Raw genomic sequence first — 22,309 nt, 5'->3', positions numbered from 1 at the left:
GGTTAAACGATGCTCGCGGGCGTTTCGATGCACATTTTGGCGTCGAGCGTGGCTGTTACGCCAGCATCGCCCGCCGTGGTCACATCGACCGACACCGACCAGTCAACAGAGCCGCCCACGTTTTCAATTTGCAGCTCCTTTTCACCGCTGATAATCGCCTGATCCAGAGGCAGACTGATCACCGCCGCCTCGGTTTCGCCCTTGTAGATTTTCAAGGTGGCCACGCCGGTCGCACTGGTTGCGCTGAGTCGCACCAGGTACTTCAACCGGCACGGCTTATAGATCACGTTGGCCAGTGGCCCCAGGCGCGGGCGGTAGGCTTCAACGGTTCGCGTTTCCGCGACCGAATCCAGCGCCAACGCCATTTTGGGTTCAAAATTCAGCTCGGTAATTCCCGCCACGATAGACATTATAGGTAGCCCCCCATCTCGATATCGCTGTCATGTGTAATGGTGATTCGACAGGGTGTTAGCACCGCGCCGGAATCGGTTTCCTTGATGCGCTCAAGGGTGTTATTGCCCCCGCCTTTGCTCTGAATCGGCAGGCCGGTGCCGCCGCGTGAGGCGGCGAAGTGGTAGACGTGATTCATGTAGTTTTTGGGCATCCGCCGCCCGTAGAACGATTCCAGAGCGCACCGGATCACCTCGCCGTTAATCAATGCCCCGTCTGCCACTTCGAACACCTGGACATCAGCCCCGGAATACACCTCTTTGCGCTTTTGCATCACATAGCGGTATTCACTGCCCGCCTCATAAGCGCCGAAGGTGGGAATGGTGGTGAAGTCGATACCGGCGAATTTTTGGATAATGAGCGGGTCCTGATCATTCTTTGCCATGTAGACAAAATTGGCCTTCACCAGCCACTGCGTTTTTCCAGTTGGAAAGGCTGGCCATACTTTCGTGCCGTCCTGCTCTGAGATCAGCTCGAACGTTTCCGCGTTGATAATAATCAAATCGCTGGACCCATACGCCATCCAAATCGTATCCGTCGCCGCGTCATATCGCACTGAATCATAGGTTGTGATCGACCCAATATTGTAGCTTTTAAGCACTGCCTTTTTATTCAGATCATACGCGATCACTTCGCCGTCGCGGCGCTGGTAGGCCACCACGTCTTCACGGATAAAACAGAAACTATTCACCGTCTCATAATCAGGATTAATGGGAAGCTCTAGCAGTTTTTCAAAGGTTCCGCCAATGGTATAAACCCAACCATACTCACCCGGCGAACTGATCAGCGCCAGCAGCCCGTATTTTTCCGAATACGCAAAGTCCCCCACGGTCCCCGCGCCGTCGATGCTGTAAGGCGCTCGACCGCTAAAGTCGATCACCTCACCCTCTTTGGTCATGCGGTAGATGTTATAGGCCGAATCCTCCCCGCCCTCATCATTTCGATTGAAGAACCAAAGTTCATCGTTCGGCCCATCAATTATTTTGTTTTGGCTCTCGCTTTCGCTTATGTAGCCTACGCCGGTTTTGTATTCCTGGACCACATCGCCCTGACTGTAAGGCGTCTGGTCTCGGCTGGTGGACGTGAAGATAAACTCCCGCGTCTGGCGAGTGTCCGGGCGCACGTCACCGAAGGCACCGCGCACCACGTCCTCTGTCTGAACCTCCCCGGTCATGATGTACTGATCATAGTCCCCGGTTCCCACGTCGAACACTACAGGAAATTCCAGCTCGTTACTTAGGTTATCGACCTGAAATGAATCAAAGGCAGCCCGCCCCGGCTCTGTGATTGGAACACGGATTTTTGACCCGGGCGTCATAGTGGTCGGGTTTTCGTTCACCAACACCCGCACCGGGACAGGTGATGACTTCAGGAAAATATAATTCCCCGTCGCATCAACTTTCAGCCCTGTTTGACCGGCCTTAAGATAGACTTTTTTGTCACTCATTAGCTGAACGCCCCTTGCTTGAATGCTTCACGCAACACCAGGGTTGCGCCGATGATGCCGCCGCCCCAGATCAACGCCTTTATGCCCGCGTCCAACACGCCCGCGCCTTCGCTTCGGTTCTGGCTTTCGACAAACGCCATGGACCGATCCACGGTTTGCGAGCTTTGCTCAGACCAGAATTGAAAGTTATCGGACAGCGTGTCGATGGTGTCCCGGTTGGCCTGCTCCACTGTATCAATCGCTTCGCTACCGAAGCCCAGCGCTTCAGAGGTGCCAATGGCCAAGCGATCCATGGCGCTCTCGCCAAAACCAAAGGCGCGGTCACTGTTGTATTCCACGGTGCCCAACGCATCGCGGGCGAAATCACCCACTTCCATAATGGCATCGCCGGTCAGGTCCATCGCCTGCCCTGCCACCGCCTCATTGGACATGAGCGCCTCACCGGCCACCCCCGCAGAGCTTTCGAGCGAGTCCGCCCCAAAGTCCAGCGCCGCAAGGCTTAACTGGTTGGCGTTTTTCAGCGCCCCACCGTCCAGGGAATTGACGATCACATCACCGCTGGTTTGCCCGGTGCTGACGTTCCCACCGATGGACGACCCCTCATAACCAACACGGTTGTCCTCCGTCGCGAGATTATTTTCTTTGGTGGTCTGAGTATTCGTCGTATTGCTTGAACTGTACGACTTGCTATCAGAAAAAAGCCCCATAGGTTACCCCTTCACCACCAGATAAACGCCAGCGACCACCGCCACCAACACCATTGGATTACTGATCACACCTGTCATGGTGTTGGGATTCCCCCCGCCGAAACTGAAATTTTTTGTGCCGGTCGTTGTGGTGCTGGTCACCGGCCCACTGGTTGCGCTGGACTCTGCCGAACTGGTGGCCCCACCCATGGGACCACCGCCGCCACCACCGCCCAACAACGTAAACGGATTCATGGCGCCCCCTATTTCAGCAACCGGATGGCGACCAGCCCACCGATCGCCAGACCGGTAAACGCCAACACTCGACCATCCAGCGGCACACCGCCCACATTGAAAGTGGGCGACGGCGGGCCGTTCACGTCAGTGCGACCGACTGAAGTCTGATCCGGGATCGACTCCGGGCGAACGTCCGGAGACGCTTCACCCGCTTTCGATTCCTTCGCGACCTCAATATCGCGGTAGTAACCCGCGAACCGGTCCAACACGCCCATGAAGCCGCCACTTGAATTTTCAGTAGCCATTTACTTAACCCCACTACGGGGACTCCGGGCGATTAATCGCCCAGGAGCCCGGTGTATTCCAGGATGCCATCAACGGTCATGGCGCCGGAGCAGTCGAACTTGATGCGGAAGTCCTGCACCTTGCTCGCGATCCGCCCGTTTTCGCCGATCTGTGCCAGACCGATCTGGTTGGCCCCATAACCACGCTCAGTGGTATCGAGCACCCACCAGCCCGACACAGGGTTGCGGCCGGCATCGCTGTTGTTCTGCACCCATTCATTCAGCGCGGTATCACGCTCCCAAATGTTGTACAGCTCACGCTCAACGGTCACTTTGTTGATCTGGTTGGCGCTCGGGATGAAGTAAGCGCGGTTCAGCGCCATGGTGGGAATGGTGCCGTAGGTGTAATCCGACACTTCCAGCTCACCCTGCCCAGCGATGTTCCGGCTTGCCTTCATGATATTCAGCATGATGCCCGGACCACCGGCCACCGGGGCCGATTGAGTAGCCCGCATTTCCAGCGATGGCGCCGTCGCATCCGGATGGATATCAATTTCCACTTGAAGCGACTTAATGGCACGGCCATTTTTGTCGAACACGTTGGTGTTGATCGCCGTGGCTTCCTGCTGATCCCGGTTTTTCAGACCCATGCGCTCAAACGGAATTTGCAAAATACCGTTCGCGGCCGCCAAGCCGACAAACTGGTTCATTTTGTCCCGTTGAGTACCGCTGAAACGCTGGAAAACCTTGCCGTTGGCCAGGATGCGGATTTCGGTCATCTGCGCCAGCGTCACGCCGGAGTACTTCAAAAACAGATGGTGAAAGCGCCGACCGATCGGCAGCTTCAACAGTGCTTGGTTGCCTGCGGCCACCCCTTCGAAGGGGGGCATGCGTTGTTCAAGTAGCATAGGTCCCCCTTACTTAGATTTGCGCTGAGTGGCGATGTCAGCCGCTTGCTTCAGCGGTTTGACTTTGGACTTGTGCGCGAGAAAGGCGACAACGCCCAACCCTGCGGCACCCATCGCCGATGAGAATGCGACTTTGCCGTCGAAGTTACGACGCCAAAGCATTTTCAAGTCGTTAAGCATAACGATTGCCCTTTGTTGGTTTGCCCTGTCCGCGAAATGCGTGATTGACAGGGCAAACTTTCGGGCCGGTTACGGTTAACGGCGCAAGGGGGTTTTGGTCACTGTTTGGTCAAGGTTCGGTCACTTTTTCGGTCAGTTCGGTCTAATTATTTTCTTTTCAGTGCCGTGTGAGTCGTCCGGCGTGAAAATATGTCGCTCTTCCGCCCTCAACATGCCGGTGTCCCAATACCAGAAATTACCGCGTTGGGTTGCCCGCAGTGCCTTGGCGTCCACTTCAATCTCGGCCCCGACGCGCTTGGCCGCGAGCGTCCCCATGGACCCGGCGTAAATGATCCCGGCGTTTTCCAGGGCGTCCTTACTGATCGACTGCGGCCGCTGGCTGGTGGCCTGCCAGACCAAGCCGAACTTTCGGCCCTGAGTCCAGCACAGGTAGTGGTTTTCGTCGCGCTGAACGTCGATACCGCCCGCGTTCCGGCACACCGCCCCGTATTCTTCCGCGATGGCGTAGGTCAAGTGGTGACCGTCCAGGACCGCCCACAGTGCCGCGCACCAGTCTTCGAACATATCGGGGCTCGGTTTTGGTGGCGTCAACGCCACCCGGTAACCCTTGCCGCTGGCGTGGCACTTTTTCAGCGCCCGGAAGAAGTCGGCCGGTTTCTCGTATCGGCGGGCGTCATGGTCCCGATTCGGGTCCCATAGCACCACCCTCGCCCCCCTCCGGGGAATAGGGGCTTTGCGCTTGAGGCATTGACTCTTCCCGTGGCCTGATCTCGCCAGGTATAGCGTATGGAGATTGTTCAGCCGGGTGTTCTCGTTGATCGCCATTTTGCTGCTTTTCCCGCTCCCGTTTATCGTTCTCCCACAGCGCTTTGGCCGTGAGCCATGTTTTTTTCATCAGTGCGCCCAACCAGAAACCGGCTTTGATTTCCTCACTGTTGGGCAGCTGGTCTTCACTGACGCCCAGGCCGTACTTGCTCAGCACCGGGCCCAGCTTTTCGCGGCCCTCGCTGTACACGTTTTCGGTGTACTTCAACCGGGGATCGACCCGAGACCAACCGAACTCGACCGCCCGGAGCGTCATATAGGCCAGATTCTCGGCCCCCTCGGTTGGTCTGGATTCGGTCTGCTTTTGGTCAGGCTCCGCTCTGGCTTCGGTCTCTTCCTGCTCGGCACTGTCGTACCGGTCCGCCAGATCATCCAGCGGGTTTACGGCTTCCGGGTCCATACCCAACCCCCTATTGCGCTACCGATGAGCGTCACCCCGGCAATCAGGCGCGGCCAGCTTCGCCCCGGTGTCGGTTCCGGTTCGGTCTCCGGCTCCGGTTCACCTGGGTCAAAGTCCGGTTCACCCTCCGGCTCCCGCTCGGTCTGTGTCGGTTGCGGTTGGTCACCGCCTTCGGTCCCGTCCTCGGTCAAATACTGCACGTTGGACGGCTTTTCCAGCTTTGCCCCCGCGAAAAACTTCGCTTCATTCCAGAGCTGCGTTTGTCGCTTTGCCCCGGTCCGCTGATCCAGACCGCAGCAGGCGCAATTGGTGTACAGATGGTGGCCCCGGCGCTTGGTTTGCATCACATCCGCTTGACCGCCCGCATCGCACCGCCAGTGCCCTATCACTTCATTCGCCATTACTGCCCCCCAGGTACCCAAGAAAGCGTGAAGGTGCCGCCGTCGCCAGTGGCGAACGCGACCGCACCGATAACGATGGCCGCCGCCATCGCGCCCTTTGTGGCCATGCTGGCGATAGCCAGCGCTTTGCCGTATTTGATTAATTCACCCATTCGTGATTGCCTCCGCTACGTTCATCAGTTTGTTTTTCAGCGCCTTCACTTCCAGTTTCAGGCGGTCATTCTCCTTCCACACCTCTGAGATTTTCAGCTTTTCCACCGAATCGACCCGCGTGTAATCCCCGCACTCGAAGTCATCCACCCCAAGAGACGGCGGCTCCGCCAGCGGCGGCGTTTCCGTAGTGATCACAACAATCACCCCGCCTTCACAGTAGGCAAACTCTTCCCCACGGCTAATAGCCTCAAACTGACTGACAGAGAGGCCCACCCTGACCAACTTATCTCTCGAAAAAATGCCCACCGGTCACCCCTTCGCCTGATATTTGTCTTTGAACACCTCACCCGGGCACACGTAGCCACAGACCCCTTCCCGTTGCTCTATCACAACGAAATCACCACGCGACGGGCGCACTTGAGCTGACACAGCTATTTTTTCTTTTCGCCCCGCCACCTTGACCAGCCACCGACCCCTTCCAGCCGCCACGGCTGGAAATGTGATTTTTGCAGCCTTGACCGTTGTCTCTGGCTTCACCTCATAATCTTTGAAACCTTCCATCGCTCACCCCGTACAGTTATTGACACAAGTCCAAGCCCGCCCACTCGGCCCAGGCGTTCGCCGTGGCCGTGCGGGCTTGCTCCCATTGCTGTTGCATCCATGCCGCTATCTGGCCGGTCACCGCGTGGCGCCGGCGCTTCACTTCCTGAAACTTCTTTTTCAGGTTGCGGAAGTAGTGGGCCGACTGCGCCCCCGGTGCCGCACCTGGTTCCCACGCCAATTCCTTCGGCAGCTCCGGCAGCCATTCGGGCGGGCGGTTGCTATCGCCCAGGGCCCAGCTTAGAAACGTCTGCTTTGCCTCTTCGCCCTTCAAAATCACCTGGTACTTGTTACAGCGGATGGGCTCAGCGTTCAGCTTCTCGCGCACCGCCTGCAGGCGCTGGCCGATTTCGTGGCGGGTGGCCGTGGCGGTCTTCGGCGTTTCTTCCAATTTTTTGTTGAGCTCCTTGCGACGGCGGTAGTCGTCGCCGTTTTTTTTGGTGAGGTGGTCGTACACGTCCGCGATAATCTGGCCCATGGCGTGTAGTTGCTTCTGGCCGATGGTCACCCAATCGGGGGCTCGAGCCACTTCACTGATGCCGTACCGGTTGCCGCGAACCTTGCCCTGGTTCCCGTCTTCGCCCTTGGTCATGTAGCCGGCCGCTTTCGCCATGTAAGCGCCGGCGCACTTGCAGTCCTTGATTTTTTCCAGGTGGAAATACCCATTCCCCCAGATGCCCTCGATTCGCTCCGCCCAGTTTTCGAACTGCTTATAGGGCACTTGCCAGCCCAGCAGCATGTGGACGTGAGGGTTTTCTTCGCCGCCTTCGTTCAGCGGCACTTCCACCACCCAGCAATACGGCAAGCCCTCAGCGTGGCCGGGCACCTTTTCGCCGCTTTTCATGGTCCAGCCGCGGCGATACATTTTTTGCATGGCATCCATGCACCGGGAAACTTCCTTCTGGATGGTGGTTTCCCCGTTCGCGATACTGGCCCGCGTTTCTTCGTTGAAGGTGCCGGTCACGAAGGTTTTGTAACCGCCCTTCTGGAGACTCATATACTCGCAGCTTTCGGCGATTTTCTTGGCGCCGCGCTGGCTGAGCATTTCACTAATGCGCTGACCGTCGACCTGAGGGGGCATGTTGTTTGCGGTTTCGACCTGAGTGCGAATGCGCCACTCGTCGGACCACTCGCGGAATTGAATCACCGTGGCGCACCCCGTTTGCCCGGTGGGCGTTACCTGGTGCGTTCGCTCGACTTCGGCGGCGGGTTTCGGAGTCACGGCGCAGTGGCGCAGTTTCTCGGATTCAAAAGCGAACTGGTGGCGAGCTAAGGCGCGCTGAAACTCCCTTTCTGCCCTTGTCGGACTTTTGGAAGCCTCGACAAGCCTATGCGCCGCTCCGCGACGCGGGGCGCTTTGCGCCCCCGAAACCGGGGACAATTTCCCAATTAACAGACCACCCAAAAAAGCCCGCGTGATTAACGCAGGCTGTTGGGTGGTAGGTTTTCGGTAGTGAGTCGGAGGGCTAGAAGGGGAAATCATCATCCAACCCCCATGCTTGGATATCGTGCTGAGCGTGAAGCCACACACAGATATTTCTTTCACACGTCGACATTAGCGGATGGTGCGGATCAAGCCCCCTTTCTGCCAGATCGCGGCGCCGCTTCAGCAACCGTTTCAACTCGGCCAGCGCCGGTCCTTCGATTACCAGCTTATCGGCAGGCTTGGAGGGTTTACGGCAAGAGCAACCCGGCCCCTCGCAGTCAGCTTCTGGGCAGCACATGGCGCGGTTCATTCGGGGCTGAGTCATTGGCCGCACTCCCCTTCCAGCTTCCGCACCAACGCCTTAGCCGCTTTACACAGCTTCGACACCTCTTCCAACTGCAACACGCCGTCTACCTGAAAAATAACGCAGTGGTCTGCGGCGTCGATAACGTCGAGCACTTCCTCTTCGATATCCACCACCAGCGGAACGACAGATTTATTCAATTTATCAAGCCCACTCATGCCACCACCTCGTATTCTTCCACGAAGTCTTCGGGGCTATTTATCTCGTCATCAAAAACGATTACCGGCGTACCCTCACCAATAAATATTTCCAGGTCCGAAGAACAATAGCCCCGGACATAATTACGGCCAAATCCAAAGCAAACTATCATCTTAATCATGCCGCTTTCCCCTCTTCCGCTTTCAGTCCTTCGATACCCTCGTTCATCAACTTGCCAATGGCCTGGATCTGCTTTTTCACTTCTCCCAGCTCACGAATAAACCCGCCCTGAAAATCGGCGGCGCTCTCTTCGGTGCGGTAGCTCACGTGGGGGTTTTGTTTTTCGCTCAGGATCATGAAGGCGAGGTGTTGAGCCCCACGGGTGGCTTCGAGCATCTGGCCGCAGAGCGCCCAAAGCACTTGGGCTTCGGTTTCGGTGAAGTTATACGCGGCCTGCATGGCGCGGTCGGCGTATTGTTGTTCGAGGGTTTTACCCTTGCCCTTTGGGTGGCAGGGGGTGCGATTCATTCTTGATTCAGACTGTTGTGACATGATGGCTTCTCCCGTCAGTTGAACTCGGCCCCTGTCGAGTAGCCCCCCGCGTCGGGTATAACGCCGATGCATCCGAGGGGCGTTCCTGACAGGAACAGGGAGAAAGCTATATTGAGTAACTCAACAGTTCAAGTGCGCTGAACTATGGAAAAGTGACCCACAAGGTCTAGAATGAGGTTTTAATAGCTAATGGATATAGATAACCGGTGCCAGCCAGTGCTAAAGACAGTTGCCATACTTGACCTCTTAAAAGGTCACCTAGGGTCCGATTACAAGACCGCGAAGGCCCTCGGTGTTCCCCCCAACTACATCTCCAACTGGCGCGCCAAAGGCTACGTCATGAACGACGCACATGGCCTGAAAGCTGCGGAAATACTGGACTTCCCAAAAGATGCCATGCTCTTATCACTGGCCGCCGAACGCGCCATGAACACCCCAAATGCGAAGGAAATCCGCCGCCTCGCCGAGCAGCACTACCCCCGCGATTACCCAAAGTCCGACGATATCCAACCCTCCGAGCCCGACGATATCCAACCGCCCCACAAGGCCCACAGAAACGCCTCCTGACTGTCGCCAGAATTGACAGAACGCCGCTTAAGTTAATGCGCTAAAGGTTTGATATAGAAGGGAACTTCGGCGAACGTGGCGCCAACGCTTTATACATTATGCGAAGTAAGGGACAGTTCGTATTCAGGGGTTTTTTCCTTCAATACTCTATCTTGCACCAAACGGCTTATACCCTAGTGGTCGAGATTGATTGTGAATCTTCGCGCTCGTCAATCCGTTCAAACCATTGTTCCAATGCTTCTACCAGCGCCTTTACCGCGGGCAGCTGGCCGCGCCGCGACGTGGTGATCAGGCTGATATAGGGACGCCCGACAGACCATTCGGGAAGTATCCGTATCAAGCTTTTTTCAATGACACAGTCGGCGCAGACATACGTGGGCAAAGCGACGACGCCCAGTCCTTTCTTGGCGGCGTATTTTAATTGCATCATGCTGCCGGAAACATACCGAGCTCGGTTTTGGATGATGACATCCGGCAGATGCTCGTGTTGCAGCGTCCAGCGTTTATCGGGATCATTGCCCGTTAGCAACCTCGGATGTGCCTCAAGCTCCTCGGGTGATTGCGGTTGGTCTCTATTCGCCAGGTATTGGGGCGCGGCAAACAGTCCCCAGCAGACCTGAGCGAGTCTTTTTTGAATTAGTTCGGAATCCGGCAGTGGTTGGTCGTGGGCTCGAATGACCAGATCAAACCCCTCTGCAATCGGGTCAACGTAATGATTGCCAACGTCCTGAACCAACGTAACCTTGGGGTTTTCTTCCAGGAAACGGGGCAAAAGCCCGCCCAGGGCAAATTCCGCAATACCGTGGGAGCAGCTCAGTTTAACGGTGCCAGAAGGCTCGGACAAACGTTGGCCCACGGCGCTCTCCGCCGCCTGCGCCTCAATTAGCATGGCTTTGGCGTGTTCGTAGAGGGACGCACCGATATCCGTCACCGAAAATTGCCTTGAGCTGCGGTGCAGCAACTTTACTTGCAAAGCCTCCTCCAGCGCACTGACGCGACGGCTTAGCCGGGATTTGGGTATACCCAGCTCGCCACTGGCCGCCGTGAACCCGTGGAAGTCCACTACATGGACGAAATATTTCAGGTCGTTTAGATCCAGCAATGTTGAAGCTCCCTACCCTCTATAGTTCTATTTATGGAACGAACTGTTTTATTTTAGGCTATTGAGAACATATTGTCTCAAATATAGGATGATGATTGTCGATTAAAAGGAGAGGAAGATGCAACCCAATAGCAACGTTGTACAACTCGATGGCATTACAACAAGTGGCCCCGTCCGCGGCGGCGAATTTACCAAGGGTCGTGGCTTTTCAGCCCGTCAGTTTCGACGCGAGGATTTCGATGGATTAATGGATCCATTGATCATGGTAGACGATTACGCCATGACCGAGCCCACTTTTGGCGCTCACCCGCATGCGGGCATCGCCGCGATCAGCGTTTTGTTTGAAGACAGCAAGGGGCTGTTCTACAACCACGATTCGCTGGATAATCACTTGGCGCTTCGCGCCGGGGATCTTTACTGGCTGAATGCTGGCAAGGGCGCCATGCACGATGAGTCCCCCCTGCCCCACGAGGCTCGCATTCGCGGTCTGCAAATGTTTTTGAAATTGCCGGCCAACGCCTCCGAGGCGGCTCCTACGGCCCATCATGTTCGCGCCGATGATATTCCCGTGCTCCAATATGATGGTGTCCGGGTACGCGTGATCGCTGGTGAAACCCACGGCCTCTCGGGTTTTTGCAATGATGTCGTGCCGGCCACAGTATTGGATGGGCAAATCGCTACGGGCGCCACCTTTGAATATTCCGCACGAGGGTCCCATGCCGTATGGATTTATGTCGTTTCCGGAGAAGCCCATCTGGGCATTGACGGCCACAGCCAAGTTATTCAATCAGGAGAATCCATTGCCATTCACAATCACCAATCCGATCAGCGCCTCGACATTACCGGAACGCGCGATAGTCATGTGGTTATTGTGGAGTCGCCAATTTCGAGCGAGACCTATGTGAACCATGGGCCTTTTGCGCTGAAAGACTGCAGCGCAATCGCTAACGCTCAAGCTGCAGCGCAAGCGGGTGAGATGGGACAAGTCATTAAAAAAGCGGTCACCAATCTGTCGATATAAGGCGCTCCCAAGCGTTGCGCCCAGTTAACGCGGCACCTCCTTGTGCCGAAGAATGAATGATGAGTCAGTTAGTTAGCGCGAATCAGACCCAGTTCGTATGGCAAGAGGTTGTAATCCGCATTCGAATTGGGGTCCCTACCTTGATACAAAAACTGCATATTGCATGCATCGATTTCCATTGTCTGATCGTGGCCGGCCCGAAGCATTTCGCCGTGGCTGATATCACTGGTCCATCGGCCACCGGGGAAAGACACATTATTTAAACCGGCGAAGGGGTCGGACTCCGAGGTTTTGTAAGGCGTCCAGGGCCCGTCCAGACTGCTTGAAGTCCAGGCTCTGAAGAAACGCGGACCCGACTGCCAGCCTTCTACCAGCAACAGATACTGGTCTCTACCCTGCACCTTGTACACGTTCGCCGCTTCAAACAGCACGTTTTGCGGGCCGTCCATGACGGTGGTGTAACCACTAAAATTAGGGAAATTGCCGATGGTGGTTTTACTCATGTACAAGGCACCATCGTCCCGGGAGAAGAAAAGATAGCAGTGGGTGTCATCACAAATTACCCAGAAATCCAAAGATCCGCTCGGCTCTCCTGCCAACAACGGTTGTAGTGGAGTCCAACTATTGGGGTTGTTGATGTCGGTCGTCGTGGCGTATCGACCACCCCACTGCGTAATGATGTACCAACGATCATGCGGCTCAAAGTAGAACACCTGGGGGGCAACCGTGGAGCTACCACCGGGTGAGAAGCTGATCTGATTGGCCGAGCCCGCCTGATTGATGTCGGTAAAGTTCATGTAAATCGATTTGTAGCCGGAGTTATAAACGGTCGCGAATAAATGGTGCTCACCGTTATAAGGAACGATGGTAGGATCCTTAATCGACACATTGCCATTCTGCGGTGTGATCAATGGCTGCGTGGACGTCCAGTTCAGAGTGTTCGGCAAATCACAGCCCGGTGCGCTGCTCGAACCGCTGCTGGAGGAGCTGTTCGACGAGCCGGACACATCGCCAAAGCTAATATGGCCATTACAATGCATCCACTCACTGTTGGAACCACCCCCGCAGGTGTCGTTCGCCCAAAGGCCGGTATTGGTGCTCTGGTTTTCGGCTTGGCGAGTCTGGCCGTTGACCTGAATATAATCCACCTGAACGTCCCGGTCGCTCGCATCGTTGGTGAAGGCGACCCGGACTTCCCCGGAGAGGTTGGTCGAGGCGGTGTAGTTTTGCAGGCTGGTCGCCATTGTCCAGGTTTCTACCGTGGTACCCCCCACCTGCAGGCTGACCGACTCATCGCCGTTGGTGCCGAGGGCGCGAACGACAACGGTGTTGGCGCCATCATTGGATGACGAACTGGAGCTGCTACTGGATGAACTCGAAAAGCTACTGGAAGAGGAAGAGCTGCTGCTGGATGACGCAGCGTCACCAGAGCAAGTTGGCGCTTGAAAATTGCCGTTGTGTGTCCCCTGGAAGCCAAAAGTGGTGCTCTGCCCCTCGGCCAGATTGCCGTTCCAGCCGCAGCAATTGGTGAATAGGGGTGTCGCGGTATCGCCGTCGCTTTCGGTTGCATTCCAACTGCTGACCACATTAGCCGGCTCGTCGAAGTTGAGCGCAACGGTCCAGCCGCTGATCGAACCCGGGCCGTCATTGGTCACCGTTACGTCCAATTGATAGCCACCACCCCAGACGCTGGTTGAAGTGACAGAACAGCTGTAAGACGCGAACGCTTGGCTTGCCAGGAGCAGGCAGCAAAGAAGCCCAAGCTGGAAATAACGGACAATACATTTATTGGCGTTCATATTATTATTCCTCCACTATTTTAATCGGTTAAAAAAGGGAACCTCTTCTTTAAGCGAGTAGATTAGAATGGGGGCGCAGAGAACGATAGAACTTATGGACAGCTCTTATAAAAAGAGGAGAAATTTCTAGTATTCCTGCGGATTTTTTTATTTCCGAAGCGAGTGAAAACGCCCGAAACCTGATTCAATTCACGCTTTTCAGCGGCCCGATGTTGGGAGACAGCTGTCCACGATCTTTCCCGGTGTTGATTTGAGCGCCAGAGACTGATGATCAATCAATACCTGATCGAGTCCCTCGATGTGCCGCATTCAGAGGTGGCATTGATTGTCGCCTACGGTGTCACTGTGGACCGTCACTATTTGGTGGATCCTGGCGACCGGATTGTCGTTTTACTCGGAGGGGGATGTTGCGCTGTTGATCTTTAAGTTATGTGTGCTAGTGTTTTATGCACTGTTCTGCATTTAGGCGGCACGGAGGAATTATGCAACAGAAAAAGCTATACGCGCCAATAAAGTACGTGAGCTACGCTGTGTTAGTGCTGATGGGATCAGCCATCGTCTACGCGTTTTCCATTGCCATTCTGTATTGGACCGGTATTGGAGTATAAAACAAAGAGGCGACCATGAATAATCGACAAGCCCGTATGTTTGCGGTTGGGTCCACCGCCATTGCTGCTCTTGTGTTTCTGATATTGACGCTCGACAGCCACCGGCAGTTTCCCGAACTGACGCACTCAGAGAATATCACGCCACAAGTCACTCGTGGCAAGGACGTGTGGCACAAATATAATTGTATAAACTGCCATACCCTGTTCGGCGAGGGTGCATACTATGCGCCGGATCTCACCAAGATTACGGAGCACCGCGGGGACGCCTACTTGCAAGCCTACATGCGCGACCCCTCCCAGTTTTACGATGAACAAACCCACCGCCGCTTGATGCCTGATCAGGACTTGAGTGAAGAGGAAATTACTGATCTGATTGCGTTCCTGGATTGGGTCAGCAAAGTAGACAACCAGGGTTGGCCGCCCCGCCCCATTCGTGTTACTGGGGGCCCCATGCAAAGCGCTTCGAGACAGGTCTCCCCTTCTGGTGGCGAGAAAACCAGCGCAGCCGGCACGAAGACATCGGGAACCACACCAGTAACTGAGGAAGATGATTATCGCGCCCAAGGCGAAAGCGTTTTCGAAACGGCTACTCCGGCCTGTACGTCCTGCCATTCCACGGCGCCCGGCGCTGACATGGCTGGACCTACCATGGCGGGCATTGTCTCGCGGGCACGCGAAACACTGAAGTCGGATGATTACACGGGTGATGCCACCGACTTGGAGAGTTATATTCGCGAATCGATAGTAGCGCCCAGCGCTCACATTGTTTCTGGCGGTATGTACTCCTCCGGGGGCACCTCGTTCATGCCCTCCAACTACGAAGAAAGCCTTACCGAAAAAGAAATTGCTCAGTTGGTCGCCTATCTGGCAACGTTGAAATAACATTCGCGGCCTGGAGCCTTCCAGGCGTCTCGCAATAAATTCAGGGAGAACAACAATGCGGTACAGTTCCCAGTCGGTCGCGTATTGGTATTTTGCAGTGGCAATGGTGCTGTTCGGCCTGCAGCTGGTATTTGGTCTGCTCTCTGCCACCAAATACCTTGGTCCGGATCCATTGCTTTACATTCTGCCGTTTGACGTTACCAAGGTCATGCATACAAACCTGTTGATTGTATGGGTGTTGGCAGGCTTTATGGGGGCGAGTTACTGGATGATACCAGAAGAGTCCCGCAGTGAACTGCATAGCGTCAAGCTCGCCTATATTCAATTGGTTTTGTGGACGTTAATGGGCGTGACCGCCATTATTGGGTACTTTTTTCGGTACGGTACGGGCAACAAGTTGTTGGAGCAGCCGCTACCCCATAAATTGGTGATTGTGCTGTGCATGCTGATATTCCTGTACAACATCGGCATGACCATCAAGAAGTCCGGGCGCTTTACGACCACCGAGGGTGTCTTGGTCTTGGGCCTCGTGAGTTCAGCCGTTCTCTTCTTCCCCGCCCTGTTTCACTATGAAAACTACACCGTGTCCATTTTCTATCGCTGGTGGACAATCCACCTGTGGGTTGAAGGGGTATGGATGATGATTATGGGGTCATTCCTCGCGTACCTTCTGATCCGGCTTTCTGGCGCAGACCGGGAAGTCATGGAGAAATGGCTCTATGTAATTGTAGGCCTGGTATTTATTGCAGGCATTCTCGGTACAGCTCACCACTACTATTGGGTTGGCGTACCTCAATACTGGTTGCCCATTGGTGGCTTCTTTAGTGCCTTGGAGCCTCTGGCACTCGCAGGCATGGCAGCGTATGCCTACGCCGCCATGCGCCGCTCCGGGCTGGCGCATCCGAATACCTTGGCACTGCATTGGACCATTGGCAGTGCGGTGTTCTCACTATTCGGGGCGGGTCTGCTGGGTCTCGCGCACACATGGCCCGCTGTGAACAAATGGACCCACGGCACGTTGATCACCGCCATGCATGGACACGCCGCTTTTTACGGCGCCTATGTCATGATCGTGCTGGCTATGATTACTTACGCCCTGCCAGGCTTGACGCAGGGTCGACGGGAGCAAGGTAGCGTTATGGGTTACTGGGCGTTCTGGCTACAGATCGCCGGCATGTTTGGTATGACATTATCGTTCGCCACCGCGGGCATTGGGCAAGTGTACCTTGAGCGTATTATGGGCATGGGCTATCTGGATGCTCAGCTCAAGATCCAGGTTCACTTTTTGATGCTGATTGCCACCGCCTCCTTTTTCACCGTCGGGGTTGCCTTGTTTATTATCGACTTTTTCCGGTATCCACCGCGCCTTAGCGTAGATGAGGCCTCCGACCAGGAAAGTTTGAATGCCGGAGCAGCCAGTGGTCAGTGACAGCGCTCACAAGCTTACCGCCATCGAACCAGCGGAGGAGCCCTACTATGCCCCGACGGGCAATGAAGTCTCGCTGTTTGAGCAGTGCCATGCCCAGCAGCTGGCTGTAATGCTGAAGGGGCCCACCGGTTGCGGTAAAACCCGACTGGTGGAGCATATGGCTTGGCGACTCAAGCGCCCGCTCATTACCATTGCCTGCCATGATGACTTGGCGGCGAGCGACCTTGTGGGCCGCTTTCTCATCCGCCACAACGGCACTGAGTGGCAAGACGGCCCCCTGACACGGGCGGTAAGGGAAGGCGCTATTTGTTACCTTGACGAGGTGGTAGAAGCCCGACAGGACACGGTGGTCGTGCTGCACGCACTGACCGACCACCGCCGAATGTTGCCCATCGATAAAACCGGCGAGACCGTGCAAGCCGCGCCCGGCTTTCAATTGGTGGTGTCATACAACCCCGGTTACCAGCGGATGCTCAAAGACCTGAAACCCAGTACCCGGCAGCGGTTTGTGGCGTTGGACCTCAACTTCCCAACCCTGGAGCAGGAAACCGCCATCGTTGAGCGTGAAAGCGGCACCGATCGCGCTACCGCCCATGCGTTGGTTTACCTCGCACAGCGGATTCGATCCCTGCGCGACCGAGGGTTGGCCGAGGTACCCAGCACCCGCCTGCTTATCGCCACGGCGGCACTGGCACGCCATGGTATCCCGATTCGCGACGCGTGTTACGCCGGTCTGGTTTCGCCGCTGTCCGACGACGAATCTCTCGTCGGTGCCATGGAAGACCTGGTGAACGCAACATTTGTGTAGCCTTCCCGTTTCCAGAGAGCAAATTCGCACGAGGAGGCGGTTGACCCAACCGCGTTTCCCGAATGGCCGAAGCTGAAGAAGTCATTACTGATGCGGCGCGCCACGCTACAGTGTTTGCCCAGAACCTATGGCGTAGGCATCGAACGCCTCCGGAGATGGAGCCCACGGTCACACTGGAAGATGTGATCACGCGTCTTGATCTGTTTGTCAGCGCCGTTTTTGGCGGTAGCTACTCAATACGGCGAGCCCAACTTCCCGCTCGGGCGACGCTTCTATCCGTTGTTTTCAAGCGCCACCAGAAGCCTCGCCTACGCCGGCAAATACCCGCGACCGATGGAATCTCGCTGTGGCTGCCGCCCGACTTACTGCTGACGGATGTAACGCTGGCGACCGAACTTTACCGTGTGATGGCACTACAACAAGCGGTTCGCGCCGGCCGCGCCAGCGCTGGCCATATTAAGCAGGAGTTGAAACCATTGCTGGCAGATGTGTACCTGCTTCTGGAGGCCTATGCCGCAGACGAAGAGCTCGCCGCCCTGCTTCCAGGGATGGCTCAGTCCGTCAATGTGCTGCGACGGCACGCCTTGAGAGCCCGGCCGCCGCTATCGCAATTTCCAAAAGCGCGACAGCCCCTGGAGCGACTTCTCCGCCAGCTACTGAGCAGCGACTGTGGTACCCCCCGTAGCGATGTTCCGATAGCGTATTCTCCCGACCAGTCCCTGGTGCTGGCAAGGGAGCTTATCCGGGACTTTCACCTGGTGCCCAAAGGCTTTACCGAGCGCCAACTGGGCCCTTTTCCACTGGTTAAAGACTGGTGGACCGGGGAGTTACGTCGTCCTCCTCCCGATATTGTGGCTCCGGTTTCGGCCGGTGAACAGGCAGCTCTGGAGAGTGAGCAGGATTCCACACCTCCGCGCGGCGCTCGTCTGAATCGGCGTCCCGAAGAGCGGGAGGCGGAAGACGGCGAGGATGACGACGAGGAGCATCACGGTCCCTGGATGGTTCAAGTGGACGAACCGCACCAGCATGCTGAAGACCCCATGGGCCTTCAGCGGCCCACGGACCGAGACGATGAAACCAGTGCCGAGGAATTTGGTGATCTGGTCTCAGAGCTGCCGGAAGCGCGACTGGTCAGCACTCCGGGGCGACCCAAAGAGGTGCTCTTGTCGGACGACCCGCCCGATGCCCGCGCGCGCAAGGAGTTAAAAACCGCAGTCTCCGAGGGTCGGGGGGTCAGCTATCCCGAATGGGATTATCAAGCCCGGGTCTACCGTGAACACGGCGCCACTGTGCGGCGGCTGTCGACCCCCGCCGGTTCCCAGCAATGGGTGGATCACACAATGGCTGAGCATGAGTCCATGCTCCACAGTATTCGCAGACGCTTTGAAATGCTCAGTGCCCGGCGTGTGTGGCAACGTAAGCAGCTTGATGGGGACGAAGTGGACCTGGATGCCTATATCGAAAGCTACGCCAACTTTCGAGCGGGTAACTCCATGGCCGAAGGCCTGTATCAGACACGACGAACGGCCGATCGCAACACGGCCATCACCTTGCTGATTGATATCAGTGGCTCTACTGACAGTTGGGTTTCCACCAATCGGCGAATTATTGATGTGGAGCGCGAAGCGCTGCTACTGGTGTGCATTGCTTTGGAGGGCCTGGGTGAACCCTACTCGGTTCAGGCTTTCTCCGGCGAAGGGCCTCACGCCGTGACAGTGCGGGAGATAAAGTCTTTTGAGGAAGCCTATAGCAATGACGTGGCGCTGCGAATAAGCTCTCTCCAACCGGAACATTACACCCGCGCCGGCGCGGCCATCCGTCACGCCAGCGTGGACCTGATGCGCCAACCCGCTGCGCATAGACTCTTGCTGCTTTTATCCGATGGCAAACCGAATGATAAGGACAATTATGAAGGGCGCTACGGAGTCGAGGATATGCGTCAAGCGGTTACCGAGGCCAGTCTTCAGGGTATTTCTCCCTTTTGCCTGACAATCGACCGGCAAGCCGCCAACTACCTTCCGCGAATATTCGGTGCTCACCACTATGCCCTGCTGCCCAAACCTGAACTGTTGCCGATGGTCTTGCTGGACTGGATGAAGCGCTTGGTAATATCCTAGCGTGACCCTGTCACGCGCAGCCTGAATTTAAAAAAATGCCCGTGATCGGGTCGTTGAGGAAATTTTGATAGGGGTATATTGACTTTTACCCACTCCGGCCCCACTGTAACTTCACTAACGTTTGGGCCCTACCGGCATGAGCCACTCCACCATACAGACAACCGCTTCGCCACCGCGCCTTGGGCGCGTTTTGTGGCTGGGTTTGTTGTTGCTGTCCGGGTTATCCGTCGGGGTGTGCCTCAACCAATGGTCCTCCTCGGCGGAGGGTTCCGCGCACCTTGACGAGAGTCGGTCTGTCCAGCTCAGCATTCCCTCTGACTCGCTTCGGTGGTGGCAGCGCCTCGGCAATGAGCCCACGAACGACTCCCAGGACGACAACCAGCCGACCGCGGCGCTAGCTGCATGCGTAAACGCTGCTGCCTTTGGAGGCTGCACCCCCCGTCCGTCCGCCCTATCCTTCCAGACGTTCATTGGCCTCGCCAATAATACCCACGCTCCTCGCGGTCCGCCCCTCGTTTAGTCCGTTTCGAGAAAACACAGCTAACCAACGGATTTAACGAGGAATTTTCATGCAATCCCTGAAAAGTCGGGCCATTGTGTATGGCCTATTGATACTGCTCGGCTTATTGAGCGCCCTTCCTAATGTAATGCCAAACGCAAGCCTTGACCGGTTACCCGCATGGTACAGCCAAAACCAGTTGGCCCTCGGGCTGGACTTGAGCGGTGGTTCCCATCTGCTGTTGAATATCGATACCCGTGAACTTGGGCTTGAGTCCATGCCGACCGCTGAACGAGCGACGGTGCTTGATGATGTGATGGAAAAAAGCCTGGAAATGGTGCGCCGGCGTCTGGATGAAACCGGCCTGGTGGACCCGACCGTCACCCGGCAGGGGGAGGATGGCATTCTGGTGCAGCTTCCGGGGGTGGGAGACCCCGGCCGCATTCGGGACCTGCTGGGCACGACTGCGAAAATGACATTCCACTGGGCGGCAAACGACAATACCATTGGGCCGGTCATCCGTTTGAAAGACCGCGATACCGAAGCGCGCTACGCATTGGAGAAAGCCGTGGCGCTGAAGGGCGAACATATTCGCGATGCCCGCATGGCGTTCGATCCGGACACCGGCGAACCGGTGGTGACCTTTTCGTTGGATAACACCGGTGCCCGACGCTTCGGCGAAATGACCCAGAAAAATATCGGCCGTCCCCTGGCAGTGGTACTGGATAACACAGTGCTCACGGCGCCGGTCATCCGCTCCGCCATTATGGGCGGCAGCGGTGAAATCACTGGTGGCTTTACCACTGAAGAAGCCAGTGACCTGGCGTTGATGCTTCGGGCGGGCGCTCTGCCCGCCCCGCTGAATGTGGTGGAAGAGCGCACCGTGGGCCCGGAGCTTGGCAGTGACTCCATCGCCATGGGCGTCAGCACCGGGATCTTGGGCACGGCGTTGGTGTTCGGTTTTATGTTGCTGGTCTACCGGCGTTGGGGGTTGATTGCCTGTACGGCATTGGCCATCAATATTGGGCTGATTTTCGGGCTGTTGAGTCTGTTTCGTGCCACCCTGACGTTACCGGGCATTGCTGGGATCATCCTCAGCATCGGTATGGCGGTGGACGCCAACATTCTGGTGAATGAACGTATCCGCGAGGAGCTGCGCAGCGGCAATCGGCCCTGGAAAGCACTGAATGCGGGTTTCAGTCGAGCCTGGGCGACCATTCTGGACTCGAACATTACGACCTTGATCGCCATCAGTTTATTGTACCTGTTCGGTAGTGGACCGGTTCGCGGTTTCGCGGTGACCATGGCCATTGGTCTGCTGACCTCAATGTTTACCATGATTGCCGTCGCTCGGGTATTGATGGAATGGCGGGTTAATAGCCTGGGCCGACAGTCGCTCCGCCTCTCGGGGCCCGATGGCTTCGGCCGGGATGGCCAAGCGCCCTGGAATATCATGCGCGCCCGTGTCGTAGGCGTGGCCTTGTCCGCCATCCTGTCTCTGGGTTCCATCGGGCTGTTTGTGTACCCGGGGCTGAACTACGGGATTGATTTCACCGGTGGAAGCGTTATTGAAGTGGAAGCCCCCGCCCTGTCCGTGGAGACCTTACGCACAACCCTCGCGAGCGATCCGGCGCTGTCTGGGGCGGCCATTCAGGAGTTCGGTAAGCCGGGATACTTCCAGGTTCGGTTGCCGACACACTCCGCTGAAGAAGTCGCCTCTGGCGACGCCGTCACGGCGTTAAAGGCGGACGTGCTCCAGGCGGATGCAACGGCTGAGTTTCCGAGGGTGGAAATGGTGGGGCCGAAGGTCAGTGGGGATTTCTCAGAAGCGACGATATTGGCGATTCTGATCGCTGGCGCCGGGATGCTGGGTTATCTCTGGTTCCGGTTCGAATCCCATTTTGCCTTGGCGGCGACGCTGACGTTGGCGCTGGATCTGGCCAAAACCATCGGCTTCTTCGCCCTGACCGGTATTGAGTTCAACCTGACAGCCGTGGCAGCGTTGTTGGCCCTGATTGGCTATTCGGTGAACGACAAGGTGGTGGTGTTCGACCGTATTCGGGAGAAGTTGCGGGAAGATCCGGCCCAGCCAATGCTCGCACTGATGAACGCGAGTATCACGGCTACCCTAAGCCGCACACTGCTGACCTCCGTCACCACCTTCCTGGCGATTGTTCCCATGGCCATTGCCGGCGGTAGCGCCGTGGCGAGCTTCGCCTGGCCCATGTTGTTCGGCATCGTAGTTGGCACCAGCTCCTCAATTTTTATTGCCGCTCCCTTACTCTATTGGTTGAGTCAGTGGCGGACTCGCCGTGGGCTGCCTCAGCTGCGCCCGACCGCTGAAGAGTTGAACGCGATGTTGGAAGCCAAGCCGTGATGAAGCGGTACTGACTCCTAAAGGCTACTCTGCTCTGGAGTAGCCTGCT

The 22,309-nt window shown here is 56.5% G+C and carries 27 protein-coding genes; 8 read left to right on the top strand and 19 right to left on the bottom strand.

The window, feature by feature from the left end; translation table 11 throughout:
* Positions 1-2 precede the first annotated feature (2 nt).
* From G547_RS0118405 to G547_RS0118330, 17 genes are all read right to left on the bottom strand, one after another.
* Positions 3-410, bottom strand: a complete 408-nt coding sequence (locus G547_RS0118405) for a hypothetical protein (RefSeq protein WP_027331086.1) — start codon at positions 408-410, stop codon at positions 3-5.
* Complete coding sequence (locus G547_RS0118400) at positions 410-1,897, bottom strand: hypothetical protein (RefSeq protein ID WP_027331085.1); 1,488 nt, start codon at positions 1,895-1,897, stop codon at positions 410-412. The genes G547_RS0118405 and G547_RS0118400 overlap by 1 nt, the downstream gene beginning before the upstream one ends.
* Entirely contained in the window at positions 1,897-2,604 is a 708-nt protein-coding gene (locus tag G547_RS0118395; protein WP_027331084.1) for a hypothetical protein, read from the bottom strand. The genes G547_RS0118400 and G547_RS0118395 overlap by 1 nt, the downstream gene beginning before the upstream one ends.
* Positions 2,605-2,607: 3 nt before the next feature.
* A complete protein-coding gene (locus tag G547_RS0118390) occupies positions 2,608-2,838 on the bottom strand; it encodes a hypothetical protein (protein ID WP_027331083.1) in 231 nt (76 codons plus the stop codon).
* Between the two features lie 8 nt (positions 2,839-2,846).
* Positions 2,847-3,125 (bottom strand): hypothetical protein, encoded by a 279-nt coding sequence (locus G547_RS0118385; protein ID WP_157209940.1) that lies wholly within the window; start codon positions 3,123-3,125, stop codon positions 2,847-2,849.
* Positions 3,126-3,157: 32 nt separating this feature from the next.
* Positions 3,158-4,012, bottom strand: a complete 855-nt coding sequence (locus G547_RS0118380; RefSeq protein WP_027331081.1) for a major capsid protein P2 — start codon at positions 4,010-4,012, stop codon at positions 3,158-3,160.
* Between the two features lie 9 nt (positions 4,013-4,021).
* Entirely contained in the window at positions 4,022-4,192 is a 171-nt protein-coding gene (locus tag G547_RS23565; RefSeq protein WP_157209939.1) for a hypothetical protein, read from the bottom strand.
* 132 nt (positions 4,193-4,324) lie between these two features.
* Entirely contained in the window at positions 4,325-4,897 is a 573-nt protein-coding gene (locus G547_RS22245) for a hypothetical protein (RefSeq protein ID WP_245573512.1), read from the bottom strand.
* A complete protein-coding gene (locus tag G547_RS23895) occupies positions 4,866-5,417 on the bottom strand; it encodes a hypothetical protein (protein WP_245573511.1) in 552 nt (183 codons plus the stop codon). The genes G547_RS22245 and G547_RS23895 overlap by 32 nt, the downstream gene beginning before the upstream one ends.
* Positions 5,399-5,818, bottom strand: coding sequence for a hypothetical protein (locus G547_RS0118365; RefSeq protein WP_027331080.1), 420 nt, complete (start codon positions 5,816-5,818; stop codon positions 5,399-5,401). The genes G547_RS23895 and G547_RS0118365 overlap by 19 nt, the downstream gene beginning before the upstream one ends.
* Positions 5,818-5,970, bottom strand: a complete 153-nt coding sequence (locus tag G547_RS23560; RefSeq protein WP_157209938.1) for a hypothetical protein — start codon at positions 5,968-5,970, stop codon at positions 5,818-5,820. The genes G547_RS0118365 and G547_RS23560 overlap by 1 nt, the downstream gene beginning before the upstream one ends.
* Positions 5,963-6,166 carry a hypothetical protein gene (locus G547_RS23640; protein ID WP_169449472.1) on the bottom strand — a complete coding sequence of 68 codons (204 nt, stop codon included), beginning with the start codon at positions 6,164-6,166 and terminating at the stop codon, positions 5,963-5,965. Before G547_RS23640 ends, G547_RS23560 begins: the two co-directional genes overlap by 8 nt.
* Before the next feature lie 114 nt (positions 6,167-6,280).
* Complete coding sequence (locus G547_RS0118350) at positions 6,281-6,532, bottom strand: hypothetical protein (protein ID WP_027331078.1); 252 nt, start codon at positions 6,530-6,532, stop codon at positions 6,281-6,283.
* Positions 6,533-6,548: 16 nt separating this feature from the next.
* Positions 6,549-7,793: a hypothetical protein gene (locus G547_RS0118345; protein WP_027331077.1), complete on the bottom strand. Its 1,245-nt coding sequence runs from the start codon at positions 7,791-7,793 to the stop codon at positions 6,549-6,551.
* Between the two features lie 525 nt (positions 7,794-8,318).
* The gene (locus G547_RS0118340; protein WP_027331076.1) at positions 8,319-8,519 is read right to left on the bottom strand and encodes a hypothetical protein; all 201 of its coding nucleotides are present in this window, start codon (positions 8,517-8,519) and stop codon (positions 8,319-8,321) included.
* Positions 8,516-8,680 (bottom strand): hypothetical protein, encoded by a 165-nt coding sequence (locus tag G547_RS23555; protein WP_157209937.1) that lies wholly within the window; start codon positions 8,678-8,680, stop codon positions 8,516-8,518. The genes G547_RS0118340 and G547_RS23555 overlap by 4 nt, the downstream gene beginning before the upstream one ends.
* Positions 8,677-9,051 (bottom strand): hypothetical protein, encoded by a 375-nt coding sequence (locus G547_RS0118330; RefSeq protein WP_157209936.1) that lies wholly within the window; start codon positions 9,049-9,051, stop codon positions 8,677-8,679. The genes G547_RS23555 and G547_RS0118330 overlap by 4 nt, the downstream gene beginning before the upstream one ends.
* Before the next feature lie 339 nt (positions 9,052-9,390).
* Between G547_RS0118330 and G547_RS23550 the strand changes: the two genes are divergently transcribed.
* Positions 9,391-9,618, top strand: a complete 228-nt coding sequence (locus G547_RS23550) for a hypothetical protein (protein ID WP_157209935.1) — start codon at positions 9,391-9,393, stop codon at positions 9,616-9,618.
* Between the two features lie 166 nt (positions 9,619-9,784).
* On the opposite strand, the gene G547_RS22240 is transcribed toward G547_RS23550, so the two are convergent.
* The gene (locus tag G547_RS22240) at positions 9,785-10,720 is read right to left on the bottom strand and encodes a LysR substrate-binding domain-containing protein (protein ID WP_051235715.1); all 936 of its coding nucleotides are present in this window, start codon (positions 10,718-10,720) and stop codon (positions 9,785-9,787) included.
* 118 nt (positions 10,721-10,838) lie between these two features.
* On the opposite strand from G547_RS22240, the gene G547_RS22235 reads away from it, so the two are divergent.
* Positions 10,839-11,741 (top strand): pirin family protein, encoded by a 903-nt coding sequence (locus G547_RS22235; RefSeq protein WP_051235714.1) that lies wholly within the window; start codon positions 10,839-10,841, stop codon positions 11,739-11,741.
* Between the two features lie 68 nt (positions 11,742-11,809).
* On the opposite strand, the gene G547_RS23240 is transcribed toward G547_RS22235, so the two are convergent.
* The gene (locus tag G547_RS23240; protein ID WP_027331073.1) at positions 11,810-13,540 is read right to left on the bottom strand and encodes a non-reducing end alpha-L-arabinofuranosidase family hydrolase; all 1,731 of its coding nucleotides are present in this window, start codon (positions 13,538-13,540) and stop codon (positions 11,810-11,812) included.
* 267 nt (positions 13,541-13,807) lie between these two features.
* Between G547_RS23240 and G547_RS23235 the strand changes: the two genes are divergently transcribed.
* The 6 genes from G547_RS23235 to secD all read left to right on the top strand — a co-directional run bounded on the left by G547_RS23235 (position 13,808) and on the right by secD (position 22,260).
* Positions 13,808-13,966, top strand: coding sequence for a ubiquitin family protein (locus G547_RS23235; protein WP_084646206.1), 159 nt, complete (start codon positions 13,808-13,810; stop codon positions 13,964-13,966).
* 197 nt (positions 13,967-14,163) lie between these two features.
* On the top strand, positions 14,164-15,030 hold the full coding sequence (locus tag G547_RS0118300) for a c-type cytochrome (protein ID WP_027331072.1): 867 nt from the start codon (positions 14,164-14,166) through the stop codon (positions 15,028-15,030).
* A 55-nt stretch (positions 15,031-15,085) separates the two neighbouring features.
* Positions 15,086-16,459: a cbb3-type cytochrome c oxidase subunit I gene (locus G547_RS22230; protein ID WP_051235713.1), complete on the top strand. Its 1,374-nt coding sequence runs from the start codon at positions 15,086-15,088 to the stop codon at positions 16,457-16,459.
* Positions 16,434-17,267, top strand: a complete 834-nt coding sequence (locus G547_RS0118290) for a CbbQ/NirQ/NorQ/GpvN family protein (protein WP_051235712.1) — start codon at positions 16,434-16,436, stop codon at positions 17,265-17,267. Before G547_RS22230 ends, G547_RS0118290 begins: the two co-directional genes overlap by 26 nt.
* 62 nt (positions 17,268-17,329) lie before the next feature.
* The gene (locus G547_RS0118285; protein WP_027331070.1) at positions 17,330-19,384 is read left to right on the top strand and encodes a nitric oxide reductase activation protein NorD; all 2,055 of its coding nucleotides are present in this window, start codon (positions 17,330-17,332) and stop codon (positions 19,382-19,384) included.
* A gap of 569 nt (positions 19,385-19,953) precedes the next feature.
* Positions 19,954-22,260: a protein translocase subunit SecD gene (secD, locus tag G547_RS0118280; protein WP_027331069.1), complete on the top strand. Its 2,307-nt coding sequence runs from the start codon at positions 19,954-19,956 to the stop codon at positions 22,258-22,260.
* The last annotated feature ends 49 nt before the right edge of the window (positions 22,261-22,309 follow it).

It is taken from the genome of Marinimicrobium agarilyticum DSM 16975, from assembly GCF_000423345.1.
GTDB lineage: Bacteria > Pseudomonadota > Gammaproteobacteria > Pseudomonadales > Cellvibrionaceae > Marinimicrobium > Marinimicrobium agarilyticum.
The sequence above is the reverse complement of the archived record's forward strand: the minus strand, read 5'-3'. Positions and strand labels throughout refer to the sequence as shown.